The organism is Jeotgalibacillus proteolyticus (assembly GCF_002926065.1).
GTDB lineage: Bacteria > Bacillota > Bacilli > Bacillales > Jeotgalibacillaceae > Jeotgalibacillus > Jeotgalibacillus proteolyticus.
In genome coordinates, this window is the sequence record NZ_PREZ01000004.1 from 104620 (window position 1) to 123567 (window position 18948).

Here is an 18948-nt window from a genome sequence, read left to right on the forward strand (position 1 = left end):
CAACTTTAAGTTGCTGTCAACAAATTGTTGCAACTTTTTTTTACTTTTCTTTTTAGCAACTACATGTTGCGTTATAATACTTATTAGAAAGCCTTATAGATCGGGGTGTGAACAATGTTTCCTGAAACATTAAAAAAATTGAGAATGCAAAAAAAATACAGCCAGCAGTATATGGCCGATCTCTTGGGTGTAACTCGCCAAGCATATTCAAAATATGAAACCGGAGAAGCCCAGCCTGGTCATGAAGGTTTGTTAAAGATAGCAAAGAAGTTTGATGTATCTGTGGATTATCTATTGGGGAATGATGAGACTCATAATTCTCTTTCAGAAGAAGATCGTAAAATACTCGATTTTGCAAACTCGGTTGAAGGTGAATGGTACTCAAAATTACCTGAGACTGACCAGGAAGTAATCGAACACTTTCGTAGTCTTTATTACATGTTGGAGAAGAATAAGAAAAATTAACTCGCGCGTGCTATAGAGGTAGTAATACATTATTTACTTTATTAAACCTTATTATTATTGTTCCAATACTGTTCCAACACTGTTCCAATATTGTTCCAAGTTCCGTTTTAACAGTTGTGTTCAGCCCTTTATTGTCAAGGCTTCAAGGTGTTCCAACACTGTTCCGGGTTAGAGTACTTCCAAAACGAGGAAGAAACGACCATTATTTTACATATCAAATTTTATTTATATAAATTCTTCTTACACTTCCAATTTTGGGAGTTTTCTTTTATACTTCAATAGAACACTTGTTCGTATGAAAGGAGTGGTTCTTTTGAAGCTCTGGAAGACAGATTTAGAAAATTATATTGAAAACTTGTACCTGTCAATTGATGTATTTAAGCCGAGTCAAATTGACCCCGAAACCGTTGCGGCTAGATTAGGAATCGCTTTAAGGTATGAAGCCCTCCCCAGTAAATGCTTAATGATCGATGGAGTTTGTTACATCTTTTTAGATGAAAGACTCAGTGACCATGAGCAAAAACGGTATTTTTGTCACGAGCTATGCCACGCACTCCTTCATGTGGGGAGTCAAAGAAATATGCCCCTATCTTTCCGTCAATTACAAGAGTGGAGAGCAACAAATTTCATGCAGCAAGCCTGTGTGCCAACCTTTATGTTAGAAAAAGTTATTCAGGGAATACGGTTTGAATCACACGCGGTAAATGCCATTGCGAAAGCGTTTAGTGTAGAGCACGACCTGGCAAGTAAACGACTGCAGCAATACCTTAGGATGAAGAAAGAGCAGGAGTTTTTCTATCAGATGCAGCAGTTGCTGACCAATCAAAAATACTAGAATGACGAAATTAAGAAATTGCAATAAAGGAACTATAGTGATATTTCGTCACTAGATAATAAATCAACTGGAATGCTCGTCATAATCACTTCTATTGCAAAATGATAATGGATGTATAGAAGAGAGGTGAATAAATGTACTGTAATAAGGTGAAAACAAAAAAAGGTGTAGTATGGGAATGCATGGAGGACGCCCCGCCTGATCCAGTTACCGGGAAGCGAAGAAGAGTATCAGCCAGGGATAAAAATAAAGGGATAGCAAAAGCGAAGGTAGAGGAAAAGATCGATCAGCTCACTGAGCATGGTTTATTGGTGGCCGGCTCTAAAGCGAACATTACCTTTGAGCAATTGGCTGACCTCTGGCTGAAACATGTAACCGAAAACAAAAAAAATTCAACGAAGTATTCCTATGAATATCATGTCAAACGATTTAATAAATACGTATCAAGAATTGATGTCAGGTCATTCACCCGAAAGATGTATCAAAATGTCTTAAACGCCATGATGAAAGATGGGTACTCAGAAAACACCATCATTAATGCTCATGCAGCTGCTAAGAAGATTTTCCGCCAGGCGGTCATTTGGGATATCATTAAGAACTCCCCTGCTGACTATGTAAAGCCGCCTAAGAAATTAAAGACAGTTGAAGAGATTGAAAAAGATGAAGTGCTTGAATTGTTCTTCGAGGAGGATCTGCTTGAGAAGTTTTTAAAGGCAAGTTTAAAGGATGGCCTGAAAGATGATGCTTATTTTTTGCATACGCTCTCTTTTAGTGGAATGCGAGTAGGGGAAAATTGTGCCCTTACAGAAGATGATATTGACTTTACCTCCAATACGATACGGATCACGAAGACCATGTACAATATCAGCGGTAATACAAGTCAATTCGAAATCACTACACCGAAAACGCAGAAATCAATTCGAACCATCCCTTTTGGCCCCAGGCTGGCCTTTATTTTCAAACGACAGATTGCCATCATGAAAGAGGAACGATTGAAAAACGGGAAAGATTTTAACCCCCGGAAGTTCCTTGCGGTGAATCATGAAGGTAATCCCCGGACTCCACGGTTTATTCATTACCGTATTCAGCGCCTGGCGAAGCTAATTAATTATAAGGGCAAAGCCAACCCTCATAAATTCCGACACAGTCATGTATCTTTAATGGCTGCTGCCGGAATTAGTCAGGATGTCATTATGGATCGGATGGGTCACTCCGATTCCTCGACCACAAGAAAGGTTTATACCCATGTCACGAAACAAGCGAAAATCGAAGCTCCAATCATCATGGAAGAAAAATTCGGAAAGATGCTCGATTTTTAAAGAAATCAAAAAAAATGTCAGGGTTTTGTCAGGTTTTTTAAAGAAAAACTGATCAAAACACCTGACCAACAGCGATATTAAGCCATTCTTTAAATTTTTACAGATGTATAAGTATCACAACGGATAAGAATGACTTAATTTACGCTCCTTTATATGGAGCGTTTTTTTATGTTTTATCGAAAGACCTTGATAATGATTATGGATGAGACTATAGAACATAACGATAATCGTAGAAACACGGGGTGAACGGAGCGGGGGTGGCGGCTCCGGCAGGATGAAGAGGGGGCTTGAGATCCACTTGCTGAAATTAAGTGAGCTAAAGCCCCGTCCCACGGAAAGCATTCGTATGAAGCGCAGTACACCGGAAAAAAGAGGCAGTGGCATACGTTTTGTTTAGCCTCTTTATTCTTTACTGTGCCATGACCTCAGCGCACCTACATGACCAGTGGTTCTTTTTCGATGACAGGAATACAGGAAAGAATATTGCTGTAGGTAAAGGTGCGGGTAGTTTTTCGCAGGTAACAGTAGGCAGCCATTGAATGTTCATTCAGCTTAAGCACTTTTATTTTTCTTTGGCTGATCTGATTAGTATTTGAGATATAAATCATTTCTACATCCAGATTTTTTTGCATAGCATGAAACAGCTGCTTTTTAATCATTGATTTCCCTCCTCTCCCTCTATTATAGAACAAATGTTCTGTTTTTAGTACAAAAAAGTACTTCCTTTATCTCCAAAAAAATCTTCTTCCTCCTGTCCGTGCCAAAAAAGAACAGCCAATAAAAAATTGGCTGTTCTTTTTTTCTATTATTCTTTTGTAAGGTAATTTACAAATTGATTGACCAGCTCTATGTCTCCGGTAATGACAAGGGCCGGGAGCAGGATAAGTACACCAACTACCGCTAAGTTTGAAAGGAAAAAGATTTTCATGCCTTTTTTTAACACTTTCATTATGTCATCACCTTTTTTCTTTAATGGTAAAGCTTATTGATAGTATGCTCCTCCACTTGCAATAATTCAATCATTTTATTTAGAATAGTTAAAATATTTAAAAATATAAATAAACGACAGTCATTAGACGCTAGTTAAGCTTCCTCTTTGGCTTTATATCCATGCTTTTCAAACTCATTAAATACATTCTTCAGCCTCGGATTTCCCTCTCCGATAATATCATCACCAATCAGTACAACGGGATAAAATAAATCCTCATCAAACACTCTGCTGACAAATGCCGCTTTTTTCTCATCGCTTTGAGGTTGATTTATATCCACATAATCCATTGTAAAAGGCTGATCGGGAAATTTCCGACCGATAGCGGCTTCAAGCCATTCGAAGGTTTCTTTGGAGGATGGTGCACCTACACAGCTCGGGCAAATGGTTTCTGCCCCATAAACGGTCACTGTAACTGGTTTTTCTGTCAATATTGGCACTTCCTTTCATTTCATAACATTGTTTTAATCTCGATGGATGGATTTTTTTCTTCATCCTTATTATAATAGATGTTAGGAAAGGAGTCGATTTGAATGACAGAAGTTGAAATGAAAGATTCAGTTCAGGAAGTTCTCGATAAGCTTCGTCCATTCCTTCTTCGCGATGGCGGAGACTGTGAATTAGTGGATGTTGAAGATGGCATTGTTAAGCTTAGACTTCTTGGAGCCTGCGGAACGTGCCCAAGCTCGACGATTACTCTTAAAGCCGGTATTGAACGTGCTTTACTTGAGGAAGTGCCTGGTGTCGTTGAGGTAGAGCAAGTATTTTAATCAACCGGATAATGTAAGTGGCACTTATACTCCACTTCTTATAATGGTAAAACCCCCCACAAGTCTGTGAGGGGTTGTTTTTTAATCATTTTACCGGCGTAACGGGATCCTTCCCTGAAAGTACATTAATTATATTTTCAGCACATAGATCCATCATGGCAAACCTGGTTTCAACTGAGGCACTGCCAATATGAGGAACAGCAACTACATTTGCTAACGACAAAAGCGGATGATCCTTGTCGATTGGCTCTTTGTCAAATACATCAAGCCCGGCACCAGCAATTTCCCCATTTTTTAATGCCTCTATAAGTGCTTCCTCATCCACTACCGGGCCTCTGCCTGCGTTAATTAATATAGCGGATTTCTTCATTTTTTTGAACTGCTCAGATCCGAGCATACCCTTGGTTTGCTCGGTTAAAGGCGCAAGGCAAAGGACAAAGTCAGACTTAGTCAATAACTCATCCAGCTCAGCGTGCTTCGCATTATATTTTTCTTCCGCCTCTTTTTTACGGGAGCGTGTATGATAAAGGATGTCCATGTCAAAGCCCTTTGCTCTTTGAGCTACTGCCTGGCCGATATTCCCCATCCCCACTATACCAAGCGTCTTATGATGTATATCCTTACCCGCAAGCAGGTATGGTGACCATGATTTCCAGTTTCCGTCTTTTATATAACGGTCTGACTCAACAATTCTTCTCGCTGACGCCATCAAAAGAGAAAAGGCCAGATCAGCAGTGGTATCTGTCAGCACATCAGGAGTATTGGTAATCATTACTCCTCTTTTTTTAGCTTCTTCAACCTCAATATTGTCGTAGCCGACTGCCAGATTTGCGACAATTTCAAGATCATCGCCTCCTTGGTCCAACAGCTCAGCATTTACTTGATCTGACAGCATCGTTAAAAGTGCGTTACAGCGCTTCGCCTGCTTTAAGAGCTCTTCTCTTGGACATACCTGATCCTCATGCGGCCAAAAATCTACATTAAATTGCTCTGAAAGTCTGCTTATTACTTTTTCATCAATTTTTCGGGTTATAAATACATTTTTCAATCTGCTTTGCACCCCTTTAAAAATTCGATTTTAAAGTACATTCCATTCCGACAGCGAGTTAATAGAATAAGTAGGCTGCTTTGCCATCGTCTGCAATATTTCCCTAGTGGTCACTCCGGTATGAACGATAATGGTATCCATCCCTACGTTTATTCCAGCAGTTATATCAGTATCATAATTGTCGCCGATCATTGCTACATCTTCTTTTGGCAGTCCTAAAACCTTTAATGCCTGTTCCATAATAATCGCTTCAGGCTTTCCAATAAAAACAGGTTGTGTCTGAGTGGAAACAGCTATAACAGAAGTAAGGGATCCATTACCCGGAAGCAGCCCACGTTCTGTTGGAATCGCAATGTCACCATTTGTTGAAATAAACCTTGCTCCTCCCCGTACAGCTAAGCAGCCCAGTGCCAGTTTTTCATATGTAATTTCTTTATCCAGACCGACCACTACATAGTCAGGAGAATCTGTAACCAGCTCCAGCCCTTCCTCAGTCAGGGCCTGTCTGATTCCTTCCCCTCCAATAACATAAATAGAAGCATGTTTCTTTTCCTGGGAAATAAATGCTGCCGTTGCCATTGAGGTGGTAAAAACCTGTTCCTCTGTTACAGGAACATCGAATTTTGTCAGATGCTCAGCCACCTGGACTGGCGTTTTCGAAGAGTTATTTGTAACAAATAAATATGGAATGCCACGCTCGTGAAGCTTTTTTACGAATAAAACAGCTTCCTCAATCCGCTCTGTTCCCCGATACATTGTCCCATCCAAATCAATTAAATATCCTTTATAAGCTTTCAACTTCTACATCCTTTCCTAAATACAGCAGTAAACATTTATTTTCTAAAAGCCGAGACCGGGCCAAGCTCATCAAGCAAATATTTTCTTACACTGCCAGGGAATTTTATTACTGCGGGCATAGCCTCCTGAATAATTTCTTCCAGCCTTTGATGATCAATCGTTAAATAGTGCTGGACAAGAGGCTTTCTCAATTCAATTACTTTCTTTAAAGGCGCTGCCATATTATCCTGAATCACTTTTTCATCCTCCAGGATATCAATAATATCCTCATAGCTGCCCGGATCCCGCATAATAAACCCGTCAATCATACTGTTTCCTACATCCAAAATACTTTCAATCACCATTTGAATGCTTCTTTCAAGAGCCAGCTGATCAAGTGGTGTTTCCCAGGATGGATTACTGTTCAGTAAAGTCACTTTATTTTCCAGATACACAAGCGTCTGTTCTATTGTTTCTCGATCAACAAAATACATCCTTTTTCACTCCATTATAAATTCGCTCTTTTATTTCCATCATTAGTTTACCACATTTTTAAACGGCTCTTTTAGCACAAGCTTCCTTACCGGGAACAATTTTCGTGTAAAAATCCCTTCTTTTTGGGCAGTCTATAGACAAGGAGGCTTTTGCTGATGGGAAAAAAAGAAGAGTACAGTGATTTTTCTAATGTTGAAGTCGGAAGAGAATACTTAGTACCGGAAACCTTACCGGAAGGGCCTTACGGGTCTCCCAGAGGAAAGTACTCATTAGTGAAAAATAAATCAGGTCCCTGGCGCGAAGGACAGCGCTACTACAGTGCCTTCAATTATGAAAATAAGTCCTTGCACGAAGACATTCCAAGACAAGTCCCCGGTTCACACATTCCCTAAAACGAAGATCAAAAAAATGACCTTCTGCGGGTCATTTTTTTGTCTTAACTTTTTTTAATACAAAATAAGGACAGCCAAAATTACAGTATTCATACAAATAATCCTTTACTGTAGAGATCTTGGTGTCAAAGGACGATTTTTGATTATGATCATCAAAAAATCCTTTTAAGCGAAGCTGCCCGTAGCCCCAGTCCCCTACAATAAAATCATATTTATGTAATATTTCACTATATCTTCCTTCGAACGCTTCCTGATCAAATGCCTCGCGATACTCATCTACAATTTCATACGATTGATTCTGAATGGAAATCAACTAAAACACCACCCTAACATTACAAGCTATTACGTCCATTATACCTCAAAAACCATGATTTACTATGAAAAAAACAAGGTGAATAAGGACATCCTAGAAAGAAGGAGGGGAAGTTTATGAAAAAATGCGCTTTTGTATTACTTGCAGGTTCACTCGCACTGACTGCCTGTTCAGTCCCTGACACGCCATCCGTTAAGCCTGAACAATCAGCTTCTGCTGATACAGGTGAAATGATTACGACAGAAAACAATTTTGGCTACTCAAGCAAAGCGTCAAATCCTAATGATAACCACGGGGAGAATGATGGAATTGTATACAACTTTGATCGCCAGGTAACGGCAGATGCTATTAGCAGATTTGGTGCCTCTTTACCTGGAATAGAAAATGTATCAACGGTTGTAACAGATGAAGAAGTATTGATTTCGTATGAAGTGGCGCCGGACAATGATATGGACCGGAATGAACTGGCTGATCAGGTAAAGAAAAATGCTTTTTCAGTAGTGCCAAGATGGTACCATGTTTACGTAACGGATGATCCTGCTCTACGTGTTAATGTGGAAAGTCTTGCACAAACCCACTTAACAGATGAAGAAATGGAAACAGCTATTGCTTCTACCATTGAATTGATGAGAGAAAGCTCACCGCAAGGGTTCCGTGTGGATGAAGGCGAAAATGCGAACGGAGAAACAAAAGATGAGGAAAGCCGGTCACATATGACTGAAGATCCGGTTGATCTTGCTCCGGCTGCAATGGATATTAAGGGAATAAAAGAAGCAGCAGATGCTTAATCTGCTGCTTCTTTGAATTATATTATTTTGCCTGCTCCGTCTTTTCGCCTTGTGCCTGGCGCGCTCTGGAAGCAGCATTTACCTGCTCATCTGCATGATAGGAAGAACGAACAAGCGGTCCGGCTTCACAATGCTTAAAGCCCTTGCCCATTGCAATTTTACGCAATTCCCCGAATTCCAGTGGTGTATAGTATTTAATTACCGGTAAATGCTTTTTCGTTGGCTGAAGGTACTGCCCAATCGTCATGATATCCACATCATGCGCCCGGAGATCATCCATGGTCTGTATGATTTCTTCCTTGGTCTCGCCAAGACCGATCATTAGGCTTGATTTTGTAGGAATATCCGGCTGCAGCTCCTTCGAACGCTTTAACAGCTCCAATGAACGATGGTACTTAGCCCTTGCTCTGACCCTTGGAGTCAGTCTTTCAACGGTCTCAATATTATGATTTAAAATATCAGGTCTTGCATCCATAAGCGTTTTTATGTTGTCATAAATCCCGCCCATATCAGAAGGCAGAACTTCTATTGTTGTAAAAGGATTTTTCCTTTTAATTGCACTGACCGTTTCAGCAAAAACTGCTGCTCCGCCGTCCTTTAAATCATCTCTTGCTACAGCTGTAATTACAGCATGCTTTAAGTTCATTAGTTGAACTGAATCTGCCACGCGCTCCGGCTCTGCCAGGTCAAGCTCTGTTGGCAGACCTGTTTTAATTGCGCAAAAACGGCATGCACGCGTACAAACATCCCCAAGAATCATAAAGGTAGCTGTTCTTCTAATCCCCCAGCATTCATGAATATTAGGGCATTTAGCTTCCTCACATACTGTATGAAGATTTTTTTCACGCATCATTTTTTTAAGGCCTGTGTAATTTTCATTGGTATTTAATTTTATTTTTAACCATTCAGGCTTTCTTAAATATCCATCTTTCGTTGTTGTACTCATTGTTTTCTCTCCCATCTAATTGGTCCATGGTACGAAACCGTTTGAGGTATCAAATCAATAGGCAAAATACTTATTATGTAAACAGTTTATCATTGTCACTTTATCACAGTAATCTGATGAAAACAAGACAGTACAGCGTATTTTAAGCATGAAAAAAGCCTGCAGGGATGCAGGCTTGAAGCTTTAGGATTAAGTTGTTTTTTTGGATTTAACTACGGCGTTTGTAATACTTGCCGCCAAGCCTCCCCATAGAAGGGTAACCCCAATAATCATCATAACAATTGCACTTGCTGACATAGTGTAAACCCCCTTAGTTCGTATCCTTAAAGTCAGAATAATTTTTCCCCCATTTACCAATTGAGAAGAGGATTCCGGCAATCAGCGCGAACGCTGCAACTGCGACTCCTCCAAACAAAGTAAACGCATTACTGTATCCCTCATAGTTTCCAGTATCGTTATCAAACTGCTGAAGAATGTTTAATTTCAACAGGCCAAACATCATATAGCCAAGTACGACTGGTGTAACAAATCCAAGACAGATCTTCCACCATCCTCCAAGATGAATATCGGAAGTAAGATTTGCATGTGTCTGAAGCGTGTTTGTTTTTCTCAGGATCCATACGACCATGATCACTTCTACAAGTCCGACTGCTGCAACACCAAACTGGTTAATGTAGTAATCAGCCAGGTCAAGGAAGAATAATCCGCCCTGAGTTGCGAAAAGGATCGAAATTGTAGCAGCAAGTCCGCCGCCTAGAATTACGGCTTTATTACGGGTGACGCCGAATTTTTCCGTAACACCTGCTACATAGGTTTCAGTGATCGACATAAGTGACGTCAACCCGGCAAGCGTAAGTGACAGGAAGAACAGCACGCCAAAGAATCCGTTAAAGCCAGGAAACTGATTGATGATTTGCGGAAAGACTACGAAAGCGAGTCCTACCCCTGCTGAAGCTACTTCATCAACTGGTACACTCAATTGAGTTGCCATGAATCCAAGAGCCGCAAAGACTCCAATCCCTGCGAGCAATTCAAAACCTGAATTTGCAAACCCTGTAATAAACGCATTGTTTGTAATATCCGATTTTTTCGGCAAGTAACTTGAATAAGTAATCATAATAGCAAATGCAATAGATAAACTGAAGAAAATATGTCCATAAGCTGCAACCCATACCGACGGGTTCATAATTTCACTGAAATTCGGCTCGAAAAATGCATTTAAACCAGTAGCAGCACCTTCCAATGTAACCGCCCGAACCACAATAATTAAAAATAGGATTACGAGTGTTGGAATGAAGATTCTGTTTGCGATCTCAATTCCTTTTTTAACTCCTTTAAGAAGAATCCCAAGCGTAATAACCCAAACAAGAATTAACGGGATTAAAACTCCCCACACAATTCCGCCGGTTTCTCCTGGTGCCACATCAAGCTTGAGGAAGTCGGCAAATAAAAATGATTCGGTGTCATCTCCCCATGCGAGATTAAATGAAAATAAAGTGTAGCGCATAGCCCACGCAATAATTACTGCATAGTACGTAGAAATGACAAAGGCCACCAGAACGCCCCACCAGCCAAGCCATTCCGCTCTTTTGCCGCCAGCACGAAAGAATGAAAGCGGAGCTGATCCTCTGTATTTATGGCCGAGTGTAAATTCCATAATTAAAATCGGAATACCTGCTGTTAAGAGTGCAAATAAATATGGAATTAAAAATGCTCCTCCACCATTTTCGTAGGCAACATAAGGAAATCGCCAAATATTCCCCAGTCCTACAGCTGAACCAACCGCAGCTAAGATAAATCCTGCACGCGTCCCCCACTGTTGACGATTCATCTTTTTCCCCCCTAATTAACTTCCAATTTGCGTCAGAAGTTTTTATATATTCAGATTATTTCTGATAATCTAAAAATAGTATAGCACTTGGTGCCTAATTGTAAAAGAACTATTTAATATAAATTTAAAATTATAGCAGCATAGAACATCTCCGATAAAACTTCTTGGTTTTAAGGGAATCCAGATCATATAAAGGTATGGTATAAATACTTTATACATATATGAATAAAACAGCTCGCAGGTCTAAAGTCCTTTCTGCTTACTCGTTTTATAAAGAGTACGATTACAAATTTTATCAAACTTTGCTTATTTATCATGAATACAAAAAATCACTTTTTCAGCAAAACAAAAAAACCGCCGGAGAGATCCAGCGGCTTAAATCGTCAGTATTCTTTCTATTAGTTACTGTCCAGACCTTCTTTAGCTGATACGACTCTTGCTTTATCGGGATTACGCCCCATAATTAACGCAAATGCGGCAAGGAGCACAACAACCAGGCCCAGAGCCAGCCAGGTATTGCCTGTAAAGCCAAGTACAATATAACCGAGGGAAGCCATGACTGCACCAGTTACGGCATATGGCACCTGGGTAATAACGTGGTCAATATGGTTGCTTCCTGCACCGGTTGAAGAAAGAATTGTAGTATCGGAAATTGGTGAACAGTGATCGCCAAATACCGCTCCAGCCAGAACAGCAGCAAGTGCCGGCAGCAGCAGAGAAATATCTGTGCTTGCAGCTATAGTGCCGGCAATCGGCAGCAGAATACCGAATGACCCCCACGAAGTTCCTGTAGAAAATGCCATTACACCTGCAACAAGGAATAGCAGAACCGGCAGCCAGGCTATATTAAGATCAGCAGCTTCTACTACGCCTGCAAGGTATTCACCCGTTTCCAGATCCCCTATTAACCCAACGATCATCCAGGCAAAAACCAGGATATAGATAGCTGGAAGCATTGACTTGATTCCCTCTTTAAGCCCGAGGAAAAATTCAGTGCCGCCAATTTTATTTGACCGGTTAATTTGACGAATGAAGAAACCGATCGATATTAAAAGACCAAATAATGCTCCGTAGACAAGCGATTTTGCTACATCTGTGTATTCAAACATTTGAAGGAGTGTAGCTGAATTGCCGGTGTCTTCCAAATAAAGCTGACTGCCTGTCCACATCATGGCAGCAACCGTTCCTGTTACTAAGGCAATGATTGGCCAGATCAGGTCACCAACTGTACCATGACTGCTCGTAGGCAGGTCATTTTTAAGCTCGCCTGGGATGTCTTTTGTTTCATCATATACTTTCCCGGTTTCAATCGCACGGTTTTCATGCTTTCTCATTTGTCCAAAGTCAACGCCACGGAATGCCACAATAAAAACAATTCCAAGAGCCGACCATACGTATAGATTCATTGGAACCATCTGCATGAACGCTGAGAATGGAGTGTAATCTGTAATAGAATGAGTAGTTAAGATTCCTCCTATTACAGCAATAATATAAGCGCCCCAGCTTGATACTGGTGAAACCACGCAGACAGGTGCTGCAGTGGAATCAATTAAATAAGCAAGCTTGGCACGGGACACCCGGTGGCGATCGGTAAGCGGTCTGGCAACCTGTCCCACTGCAAGGCTGTTAAAATAATCATCAATGAAAATGATAATACCAAGACAAGCCGTCAGCACTTGAGCTCCCGCACGTGTCTTCACGCGTTTCATTGCCCACTCTCCGAATGCTCTTGCTCCTCCGGAGATGTTAATAAATGCTGTAATAACACCTAGGATAAGTAAAAATAGCATGATAAAAATGTTCCAGAGATTAAGTGCACCGGCTTCCCCGGCTTCTCCGTATTCCCAAAAAACTCCGCTAAACGACAGCCATAACGTCTCAGCGGTTCCAATAGGAGAAAAATCAACAAGCAGCAATGCCGCTGTTATGATTCCTGCTCCAAGCGATAATAAAACTCTCCTTGTCAGAATAACCATCAATATGGCAACGACAGGCGGTAAAAGAGATAACCAGGTTCCTTCCATAATGTCCTCCTTTTATCTTGATAGGGTATCTGGGGCATATCGTTCGAAAACACAAAAAGGGTAATGATAGAGGTCTCTACCATTACCCGGTTAGTTAGTAATGAATGTATGCTCCATCACGATCTGTAGCTCCTCATAACATAAATTGATATGCCATGAGAGTGTTATCCTTGTTCAGGACAACCCCAATAATAACACCCCGACTGATGCTATTATTTCGGCAGCTTGCCCTTTCACCGGTGATCATTGTTGTCATCCTTACACCGCCTACTCTTAAAAGCTGCTCCTCTACCCCATCGGATTATGATGTGGTTTTATTCTTTTTACTTATTTATAATAGCAGTCTATTGCTTTTAAATCAAGATATTATGGAGTGGGAAGCGGTACTTCTAAGGAAGGGGACATTCCTTCCCCTACATTATAGATTTCAGGAACCTGTCCTCTGATCATGCCCATCGCCACTGGTATATCCTGTTCAATGGTGGTTACTTTGGTTGCAAACGGAACAATAATCTGAACGTTTACAACCAAATGAATATTAATCTGAACAAATGCATTATTTATCCCAAATTCACTAATAACCGATTTTATATTTGACGTGACATCTCCTACTGCATGGAATCGGATCGGAATTCTGGGACCGAGATTTCCAAGTAAAGCGTTATTCGTCGCCTGGCCTAAGGGCACGGTATAAACGATCCCTTCCATCTCTCCTGATTCCTCAATCTCAATATTGAGATCTGTTAATGAGCGAAGAATACTTGTATCCCCCCGTTCGATTGCACGAAGATGTGCCTGTACCAGCTGTGTCGTTTCAGTTTGAACACGATTAATAATTTCCGTATTAAATTGAGTGGTAACCATTTCTGCTGAATCAGTGGGCACATTTTCAATAATTTCATTTATATCCATTATATTGGCCACTTCACGGTTAACAGCCTTGCTTATTACAAGAGCTCCGATTTTTTTTGTTTGTGATTCAGCATAAATCATTAAGGTAGGCTTAATTCCGGTATTAATCATAAGCAGACCAAGTGAGGTAAAACCAATAAATAAAATCATAGAGAGCAGCCAAACATATCTGATTGGTATTGGCCGAAATGTATTTCGGGGTCTCCACTTCACAAAAAACGCCCTCCTTCGCTTCATTATATGCGAAGAAATGGGCAATTTTCCTATAATCTGAATAGAAGAGAAATCCTGATGCTTCCCTGAAGACAGGAGACAGGATATTTAAGGAGTTTCCCGATTACGCCTGCATTTCCTTCAGCTTGTTTTTTAATATATCCCGTAAAAATTCCGGCATAAAGTACTCTTTTTTTGCCCGTTGCATTTGCGGAAAAAAATAACCGAATGTGAACATGTCTACAGTGGCTACACTGTATAGCCGATCAGGATCAATTTTCTCGTTTTGAATATAGAAATGGTGGTTATCCCACGAAATATTTTTATAAATGAAAGCTCCTAAAATTGTTCCCCGAAAGCCCAGCCCTTTTACGACTGTAGCCGGCCATTCTTTCTTTTGCGCTTCACGCAGAACTTCCTTTAGCTCACTGCCATTTAAATAAACAGTACATGGATTAATTGGATGTGGCAGAATCCGGTGCAACTCATATGCAGTAACCGGACCTTTAGTCAGCGAATCCAGCAGCAGGCCTCCTGTTAATAATGCACAGTCAGCATCACACCATTCTAAGAGCGCATCTCCTAGAACAGACCCAAGAGGAGACAACGAATCAAAAGGATCATGAGGCAAATCCTCAGTGAGAGATGCCTCAACTGAAGAAAGAAGCTGTTTTCCTGACTCCATCCATCCTTTGATTTCCTCTTCTTCATTTAAGGAGGCAGGGAGTGCAGCTGTATCAATTAGATTAGCACTTCGATTTGAAACGGTATGAGTGGTGTGGTCAAAATCAATCGCTATTTCCCCCACAAACATACCGTACTTTCCGGCTGCAGTTATAAGCGTTTTGTTATGAATCTTCCCCCGCTCCAGAATATGATGAGTATGGCCCCCCATAATCACATCGATTTCAGGGCATTCCTCCGCCACCCACTCATCCTCTCGAATACCGAGATGAGAGAGGAAAACAACCACGTCCACCTTTTTCTTTAAAACCCGCACCTGTGCCTTCAGCTCATCCCGTGCAGGTGTAACTATCCAGCCCAGCCGGTCATAAAAAGCCGGGTATTCGGCAGTTACAGCCACAATGCCAATCTTTGTTCCTTTAGCTGTTTGTGTTATATAGGTTGGATAGACCCAATCCGGTCGATGTCCGTTTGAATTAAAGAGGTTTGCAAGTACTACAGGAAATTTTGCATCATCATATAGATGGTTTAAGTCTTCATAGGAAAAAGTAATACCTTCATTATTTCCTATAGTAACTGCATCGTACCCAAGCTCATTTAACAGATGAATGTTTTCCCTCCCTTTTGAGCCTTCTGTAAGGGGATGCCATCTATCTGTATGGTCACCTATGTCAAAGAGAAACACATCTTCTCCTTTTTCTTTATGCTGCTTCTTTTGTGCAGCCAGATAATCCCTTATTCTCGGCCAGTTTTCAAAATGGCTGTGCAAATCATTCGTATGGTAAAAATAGATTCTTTCCTTCATCTGGAGATATGCCTCCCTTTTTCACTATGACATAATCCCTTCAATGATCGAACGGATCCCGAGCAGGACCAGAAAGATTCGAAGGACTAACACCAGCTTATCCGATTGCATACTCTTATTTATCGCGGCTCCTGCTTTAGCGCCGATCCAGGCTCCAGGCGCAAGAGCTGCTACATATAGCCAGTTTACATTTCCTAAAAAGATATGTGACGCTGACCCGGTAATAGAAGATAAAAATACCATGAACATGGAGGTCCCGATGGCTACATGAGGCGGAAATAAAAAAGCCATGATCATAACCGGCACCATAATAGACCCTCCGCCTATACCAAATAACCCGGAAGCAAACCCGACAGCAAATGCAATAAGTACTCCAAGCAGAGGCGGAAAACCGTATTGGTAGGTTGTACCGTGCGGATCGGTAAAATGACGCTGGTAAGAAGTTGTCTGGAATCGTTTAATTGGTTTTAAGCGATCCCTGATCATAAGAATAAACGAAATAAAAATCATAAAAATACCAAATGTTAAATGAAAGGAATCCAGCGTCAATGTACGATTAATCAATGCTCCTAAAATCGTCCCCGGTCCGCTGCCAATAAAAAATAAAAGTCCGCTTTTAAGATCCACTGTTTTGTTTTTCAAATAGGAAAGTGTTGAAGACAGTCCTGTAACAATCATAACGACCATCGATATTCCGACTGCAGTTTGTGGAGTAATACCACTGATCAAGCCTAAAGTGGAACCAAAAAACAGTAATGCAGGTACAACGATAATCCCTCCGCCAAGGCCGATCAGGGATCCAATCGTTCCTCCAGCAAGTCCAATCAAAACTAAAATTACCCATTCCATTCATCTTTCATCTCCACGCTTAAAATAAATCCAGCTGCCTCGGAGCAAGCCCCGAATAATCAATGTCAAGCAGCCTGATCAGCTGTTTGGCATTCTTTGCGGCATGTCCTCCGGAATTATTATTAAACACTACAAAAACGTTTTTTGATTGCTTTTCCAGCTGTTTAATAATGTTTACCCATTCAACGAGCTCCTGCTCATTATAATCATATAAGTATCGAACTTCTCTCCATTTATCTCCATTGCCTTTTTTCGTCCACCCATGAAAATTCCTTCCATGCAGACGGACAAGGGTTGAATGATCATTTGTGGCAATGGGAACAATCGGAATGGACCCTTCACCTGCCTGAGGCTCATCGCACACTGTATGAATCCAGCTGTTCGATTTTAAAAACGCTAAAGTCTGTTCTTTAAATTCAGACTGATACCACGTCTGGTTTCGAAATTCAATTGCCAGTGGGAGATCCGTTAATCGTTCCTGGCAATAGCGTATGTATTCTACATTGTCCTTTTGACAATCAAACCAGGGAGGAAACTGCAGCAGAACCATTCCAAGCTTTCCATGCTCAATGAAAGGCTTTAATGATTGAACGAAAGCAGAAAACATTTCTTCTTTTGAGTCAAACGGTATTTCACCGCGCTGATGTCCAGTCATCCCCTGATAGGCTTTAACGATAAAAGAAAAGGAGTCAGGTGTATCTTTTACCCATTTTTCAGTGTTTCGCTGCGGCTGAACGGCATAAAAAGAAGCATCCAGCTCCACGATTGGAAAATGCCCTGCGTAATCTTTTAATTTATCCTTGTTCTTAGAGCCTGCCTGATATACATCCGGATGGTCACCCCATCCTGTTAAACCGACATAAATCATTTTATCACCTGCCATATTGAAGGTATTATCATTGTACCATAATACAATTGATCGATAATGGGAGAAGGCTTTAGTTTACAATGCGTCTTTATTTAACGTGCTGATTTGCGCTGCAGGGGCATGCTTTCCGCGGGGCGGGGCCCTGCGCTAACTTGCTAACGCAAGTGGATCTCAAGCTTTTCTTTCAATACAAAAAAAGACGAGCTTATCGCTTCGTCTTCTTTCCTCTAATAATCCGTTGCTTCTACTTCACCTGTATTTTTATCAACTGAATACCACCCTAATGTATTTGTCATCTGGGCCTCATCCTCTTCTTCCCCTGAAAAAACAAATGCTTGAACAGTAAATTCATTTTCATTACCTTCTGTATCCTGGATCATTAATTGAATATCATCTAAATTAACGTCTTCCTGTGCTTCCAAATAATTAAAAACCTTTTCTATCGCTTCATCTTCAGTCATTTTGCTGCTTTCTTCCTGCTCTCTATCAGCATTCATATCAGCGTTTTTTGTTTCTACTAATGGATAAGTTGAAACGATCTTGTCTGATTCGTTTACAATCTTGAGTCCCTGAACCTGAAAGTCGAGTGCTGTTAATTGAAGAACCTGTTCAAAGTCTATGCGTTCCTGTTCTGATGCTTGTACTCCATCATTTACACGGTATCTGACAATCGCTTGATTCTCTTCAATTATGGCTTCCTCAATTTCCATGCCTTCGAAAATGCCAGCGTAGTAAAATGGTTCGCCGCTCTCAACCTCAGCCATGGCTTCTACCGTTTGACCAAAATCAAGTAACTCACCATTGTCATCATATATTTCTTCTCCAGCCACAGCAGCACTTACATAGGTAAGCTCACCCCGCTCCGAATTTTCAGCAGAAACTACGTAATATCCCCTATTAGGCTCAGGTTCAATCTTGACCGGTTCTTCCCAATAATTTTCTGCAAACGTCAGCCCTCTTTCCCCATCCTGGTTTAAGAGGTTAAATTCTTCAATCCCGAATCTAAAGCCCAACTCGTTCAGGACCTCCCAAAATTCTTCCGACTCCGTTGACGCCATGCTTAAATTATCATCCTCGTTATAATAGAAATTAGCAGCAGTTCCTTGAACTTCAAAGTTTGTTACAGCTGAAAAGAGGTTACGTAAAGACGTATCACTTTCAACTAATGATCTGTGTAAAAGTTCCTGATGTGGCAAATCCTCAGCTGTACGAGTGAAATAATACAGTAAACCAAGCTCATCAGCTCGCTCACTATAAATTATGTAATCTCCTTTTACATTTTCTTCTGTATAGTTCGCTTCTTCTGATTCATCTTCCTGAGAGCCTGCGTCTTCTTCATCCACCTCAACAGGAGTCTCTTCTTTCTGGCCGGTCGGATTCGACTCTCCTTCATTATCTGATCCATTTTCACTTTCACTGTTACAAGCTGCCAGCATTAAACTGAGTAAAAATAAAACTGGAATAACAATCATTTTATTCAAAATAACTCCCCCATTAGTAAAAGATTGATTGCAAAACTATTCCCTGCTGCTTCTCTAGTAAACTATTAATTTGACGGCTGCCATGCAATAATCATTTCGTATTTACTAAATTAAGAATATGTTTGTTCTTTAGAATAAACGAATT

22 protein-coding genes and 1 riboswitch are annotated in these 18948 nt (G+C 40.7%); of the genes, 6 read left to right on the top strand and 16 right to left on the bottom strand.

Annotated features, from left to right (window positions below):
- Window positions 1–114 precede the first annotated feature (114 nt).
- The 3 genes from C4B60_RS10840 to C4B60_RS10850 all read left to right on the top strand — a co-directional run bounded on the left by C4B60_RS10840 (window position 115) and on the right by C4B60_RS10850 (window position 2619).
- A complete protein-coding gene (locus C4B60_RS10840; RefSeq protein WP_104058030.1) occupies window positions 115–465 on the top strand; it encodes a helix-turn-helix domain-containing protein in 351 nt (116 codons plus the stop codon).
- Between the two features lie 313 nt (window positions 466–778).
- Entirely contained in the window at window positions 779–1300 is a 522-nt protein-coding gene (locus C4B60_RS10845) for an ImmA/IrrE family metallo-endopeptidase (RefSeq protein ID WP_167578636.1), read from the top strand.
- A gap of 149 nt (window positions 1301–1449) precedes the next feature.
- On the top strand, window positions 1450–2619 hold the full coding sequence (locus tag C4B60_RS10850; protein WP_167578637.1) for a tyrosine-type recombinase/integrase: 1170 nt from the start codon (window positions 1450–1452) through the stop codon (window positions 2617–2619).
- A gap of 434 nt (window positions 2620–3053) precedes the next feature.
- On the opposite strand, the gene C4B60_RS10855 is transcribed toward C4B60_RS10850, so the two are convergent.
- The 3 genes from C4B60_RS10855 to C4B60_RS10860 all read right to left on the bottom strand — a co-directional run bounded on the left by C4B60_RS10855 (window position 3054) and on the right by C4B60_RS10860 (window position 4038).
- Window positions 3054–3278: a transcriptional regulator gene (locus tag C4B60_RS10855; protein WP_104058033.1), complete on the bottom strand. Its 225-nt coding sequence runs from the start codon at window positions 3276–3278 to the stop codon at window positions 3054–3056.
- 146 nt (window positions 3279–3424) lie between these two features.
- A complete protein-coding gene (locus C4B60_RS21835) occupies window positions 3425–3547 on the bottom strand; it encodes a hypothetical protein (RefSeq protein WP_280632266.1) in 123 nt (40 codons plus the stop codon).
- 155 nt (window positions 3548–3702) lie between these two features.
- Entirely contained in the window at window positions 3703–4038 is a 336-nt protein-coding gene (locus tag C4B60_RS10860; protein WP_104058034.1) for a YuzD family protein, read from the bottom strand.
- Between the two features lie 102 nt (window positions 4039–4140).
- Between C4B60_RS10860 and C4B60_RS10865 the strand changes: the two genes are divergently transcribed.
- The gene (locus C4B60_RS10865) at window positions 4141–4377 is read left to right on the top strand and encodes a NifU family protein (protein WP_039810717.1); all 237 of its coding nucleotides are present in this window, start codon (window positions 4141–4143) and stop codon (window positions 4375–4377) included.
- 85 nt (window positions 4378–4462) lie between these two features.
- Here C4B60_RS10865 and C4B60_RS10870 read toward each other — a convergent pair whose 3' ends face one another.
- From C4B60_RS10870 to hepT, 3 genes are read right to left on the bottom strand one after another with little or no spacing between them, the layout of a single operon-like run.
- The gene (locus tag C4B60_RS10870) at window positions 4463–5425 is read right to left on the bottom strand and encodes a 2-hydroxyacid dehydrogenase (RefSeq protein WP_104058035.1); all 963 of its coding nucleotides are present in this window, start codon (window positions 5423–5425) and stop codon (window positions 4463–4465) included.
- A 30-nt stretch (window positions 5426–5455) separates the two neighbouring features.
- Entirely contained in the window at window positions 5456–6223 is a 768-nt protein-coding gene (locus C4B60_RS10875) for a TIGR01457 family HAD-type hydrolase (protein WP_104058036.1), read from the bottom strand.
- Between the two features lie 35 nt (window positions 6224–6258).
- A complete protein-coding gene (hepT, locus tag C4B60_RS10880) occupies window positions 6259–6696 on the bottom strand; it encodes a type VII toxin-antitoxin system HepT family RNase toxin (RefSeq protein WP_104058037.1) in 438 nt (145 codons plus the stop codon).
- A gap of 156 nt (window positions 6697–6852) precedes the next feature.
- Between hepT and C4B60_RS10885 the strand changes: the two genes are divergently transcribed.
- On the top strand, window positions 6853–7089 hold the full coding sequence (locus tag C4B60_RS10885; protein WP_104058038.1) for a cytosolic protein: 237 nt from the start codon (window positions 6853–6855) through the stop codon (window positions 7087–7089).
- 31 nt (window positions 7090–7120) lie between these two features.
- Here C4B60_RS10885 and C4B60_RS10890 read toward each other — a convergent pair whose 3' ends face one another.
- Window positions 7121–7402, bottom strand: a complete 282-nt coding sequence (locus C4B60_RS10890; protein ID WP_104058039.1) for a YutD family protein — start codon at window positions 7400–7402, stop codon at window positions 7121–7123.
- Window positions 7403–7518: 116 nt separating this feature from the next.
- On the opposite strand from C4B60_RS10890, the gene C4B60_RS10895 reads away from it, so the two are divergent.
- The gene (locus C4B60_RS10895; protein ID WP_104058040.1) at window positions 7519–8190 is read left to right on the top strand and encodes a YhcN/YlaJ family sporulation lipoprotein; all 672 of its coding nucleotides are present in this window, start codon (window positions 7519–7521) and stop codon (window positions 8188–8190) included.
- Between the two features lie 22 nt (window positions 8191–8212).
- On the opposite strand, the gene lipA is transcribed toward C4B60_RS10895, so the two are convergent.
- The 9 genes from lipA to C4B60_RS10940 form a co-directional block, all read right to left on the bottom strand.
- Window positions 8213–9136 carry a lipoyl synthase gene (lipA, locus tag C4B60_RS10900; protein ID WP_104058041.1) on the bottom strand — a complete coding sequence of 308 codons (924 nt, stop codon included), beginning with the start codon at window positions 9134–9136 and terminating at the stop codon, window positions 8213–8215.
- A gap of 189 nt (window positions 9137–9325) precedes the next feature.
- Window positions 9326–9433: a methionine/alanine import family NSS transporter small subunit gene (locus tag C4B60_RS10905; RefSeq protein ID WP_104058042.1), complete on the bottom strand. Its 108-nt coding sequence runs from the start codon at window positions 9431–9433 to the stop codon at window positions 9326–9328.
- A 13-nt stretch (window positions 9434–9446) separates the two neighbouring features.
- Window positions 9447–10967: a sodium-dependent transporter gene (locus C4B60_RS10910; RefSeq protein ID WP_104058043.1), complete on the bottom strand. Its 1521-nt coding sequence runs from the start codon at window positions 10965–10967 to the stop codon at window positions 9447–9449.
- A gap of 398 nt (window positions 10968–11365) precedes the next feature.
- On the bottom strand, window positions 11366–12991 hold the full coding sequence (locus C4B60_RS10915) for a Na+/H+ antiporter NhaC family protein (protein WP_104058044.1): 1626 nt from the start codon (window positions 12989–12991) through the stop codon (window positions 11366–11368).
- A gap of 118 nt (window positions 12992–13109) precedes the next feature.
- Window positions 13110–13290, bottom strand: a riboswitch (Lysine riboswitch).
- Between the two features lie 67 nt (window positions 13291–13357).
- A complete protein-coding gene (gene yunB / locus C4B60_RS10920; RefSeq protein WP_245153947.1) occupies window positions 13358–14116 on the bottom strand; it encodes a sporulation protein YunB in 759 nt (252 codons plus the stop codon).
- A gap of 124 nt (window positions 14117–14240) precedes the next feature.
- Window positions 14241–15605, bottom strand: coding sequence for a bifunctional metallophosphatase/5'-nucleotidase (locus tag C4B60_RS10925; RefSeq protein WP_104058046.1), 1365 nt, complete (start codon window positions 15603–15605; stop codon window positions 14241–14243).
- A gap of 24 nt (window positions 15606–15629) precedes the next feature.
- The gene (locus C4B60_RS10930; RefSeq protein WP_104058047.1) at window positions 15630–16454 is read right to left on the bottom strand and encodes a sulfite exporter TauE/SafE family protein; all 825 of its coding nucleotides are present in this window, start codon (window positions 16452–16454) and stop codon (window positions 15630–15632) included.
- A gap of 19 nt (window positions 16455–16473) precedes the next feature.
- Window positions 16474–17322, bottom strand: coding sequence for a DUF72 domain-containing protein (locus C4B60_RS10935; protein ID WP_104058048.1), 849 nt, complete (start codon window positions 17320–17322; stop codon window positions 16474–16476).
- A gap of 227 nt (window positions 17323–17549) precedes the next feature.
- The gene (locus C4B60_RS10940; RefSeq protein ID WP_104058049.1) at window positions 17550–18803 is read right to left on the bottom strand and encodes a hypothetical protein; all 1254 of its coding nucleotides are present in this window, start codon (window positions 18801–18803) and stop codon (window positions 17550–17552) included.
- Window positions 18804–18948 lie beyond the last annotated feature (145 nt).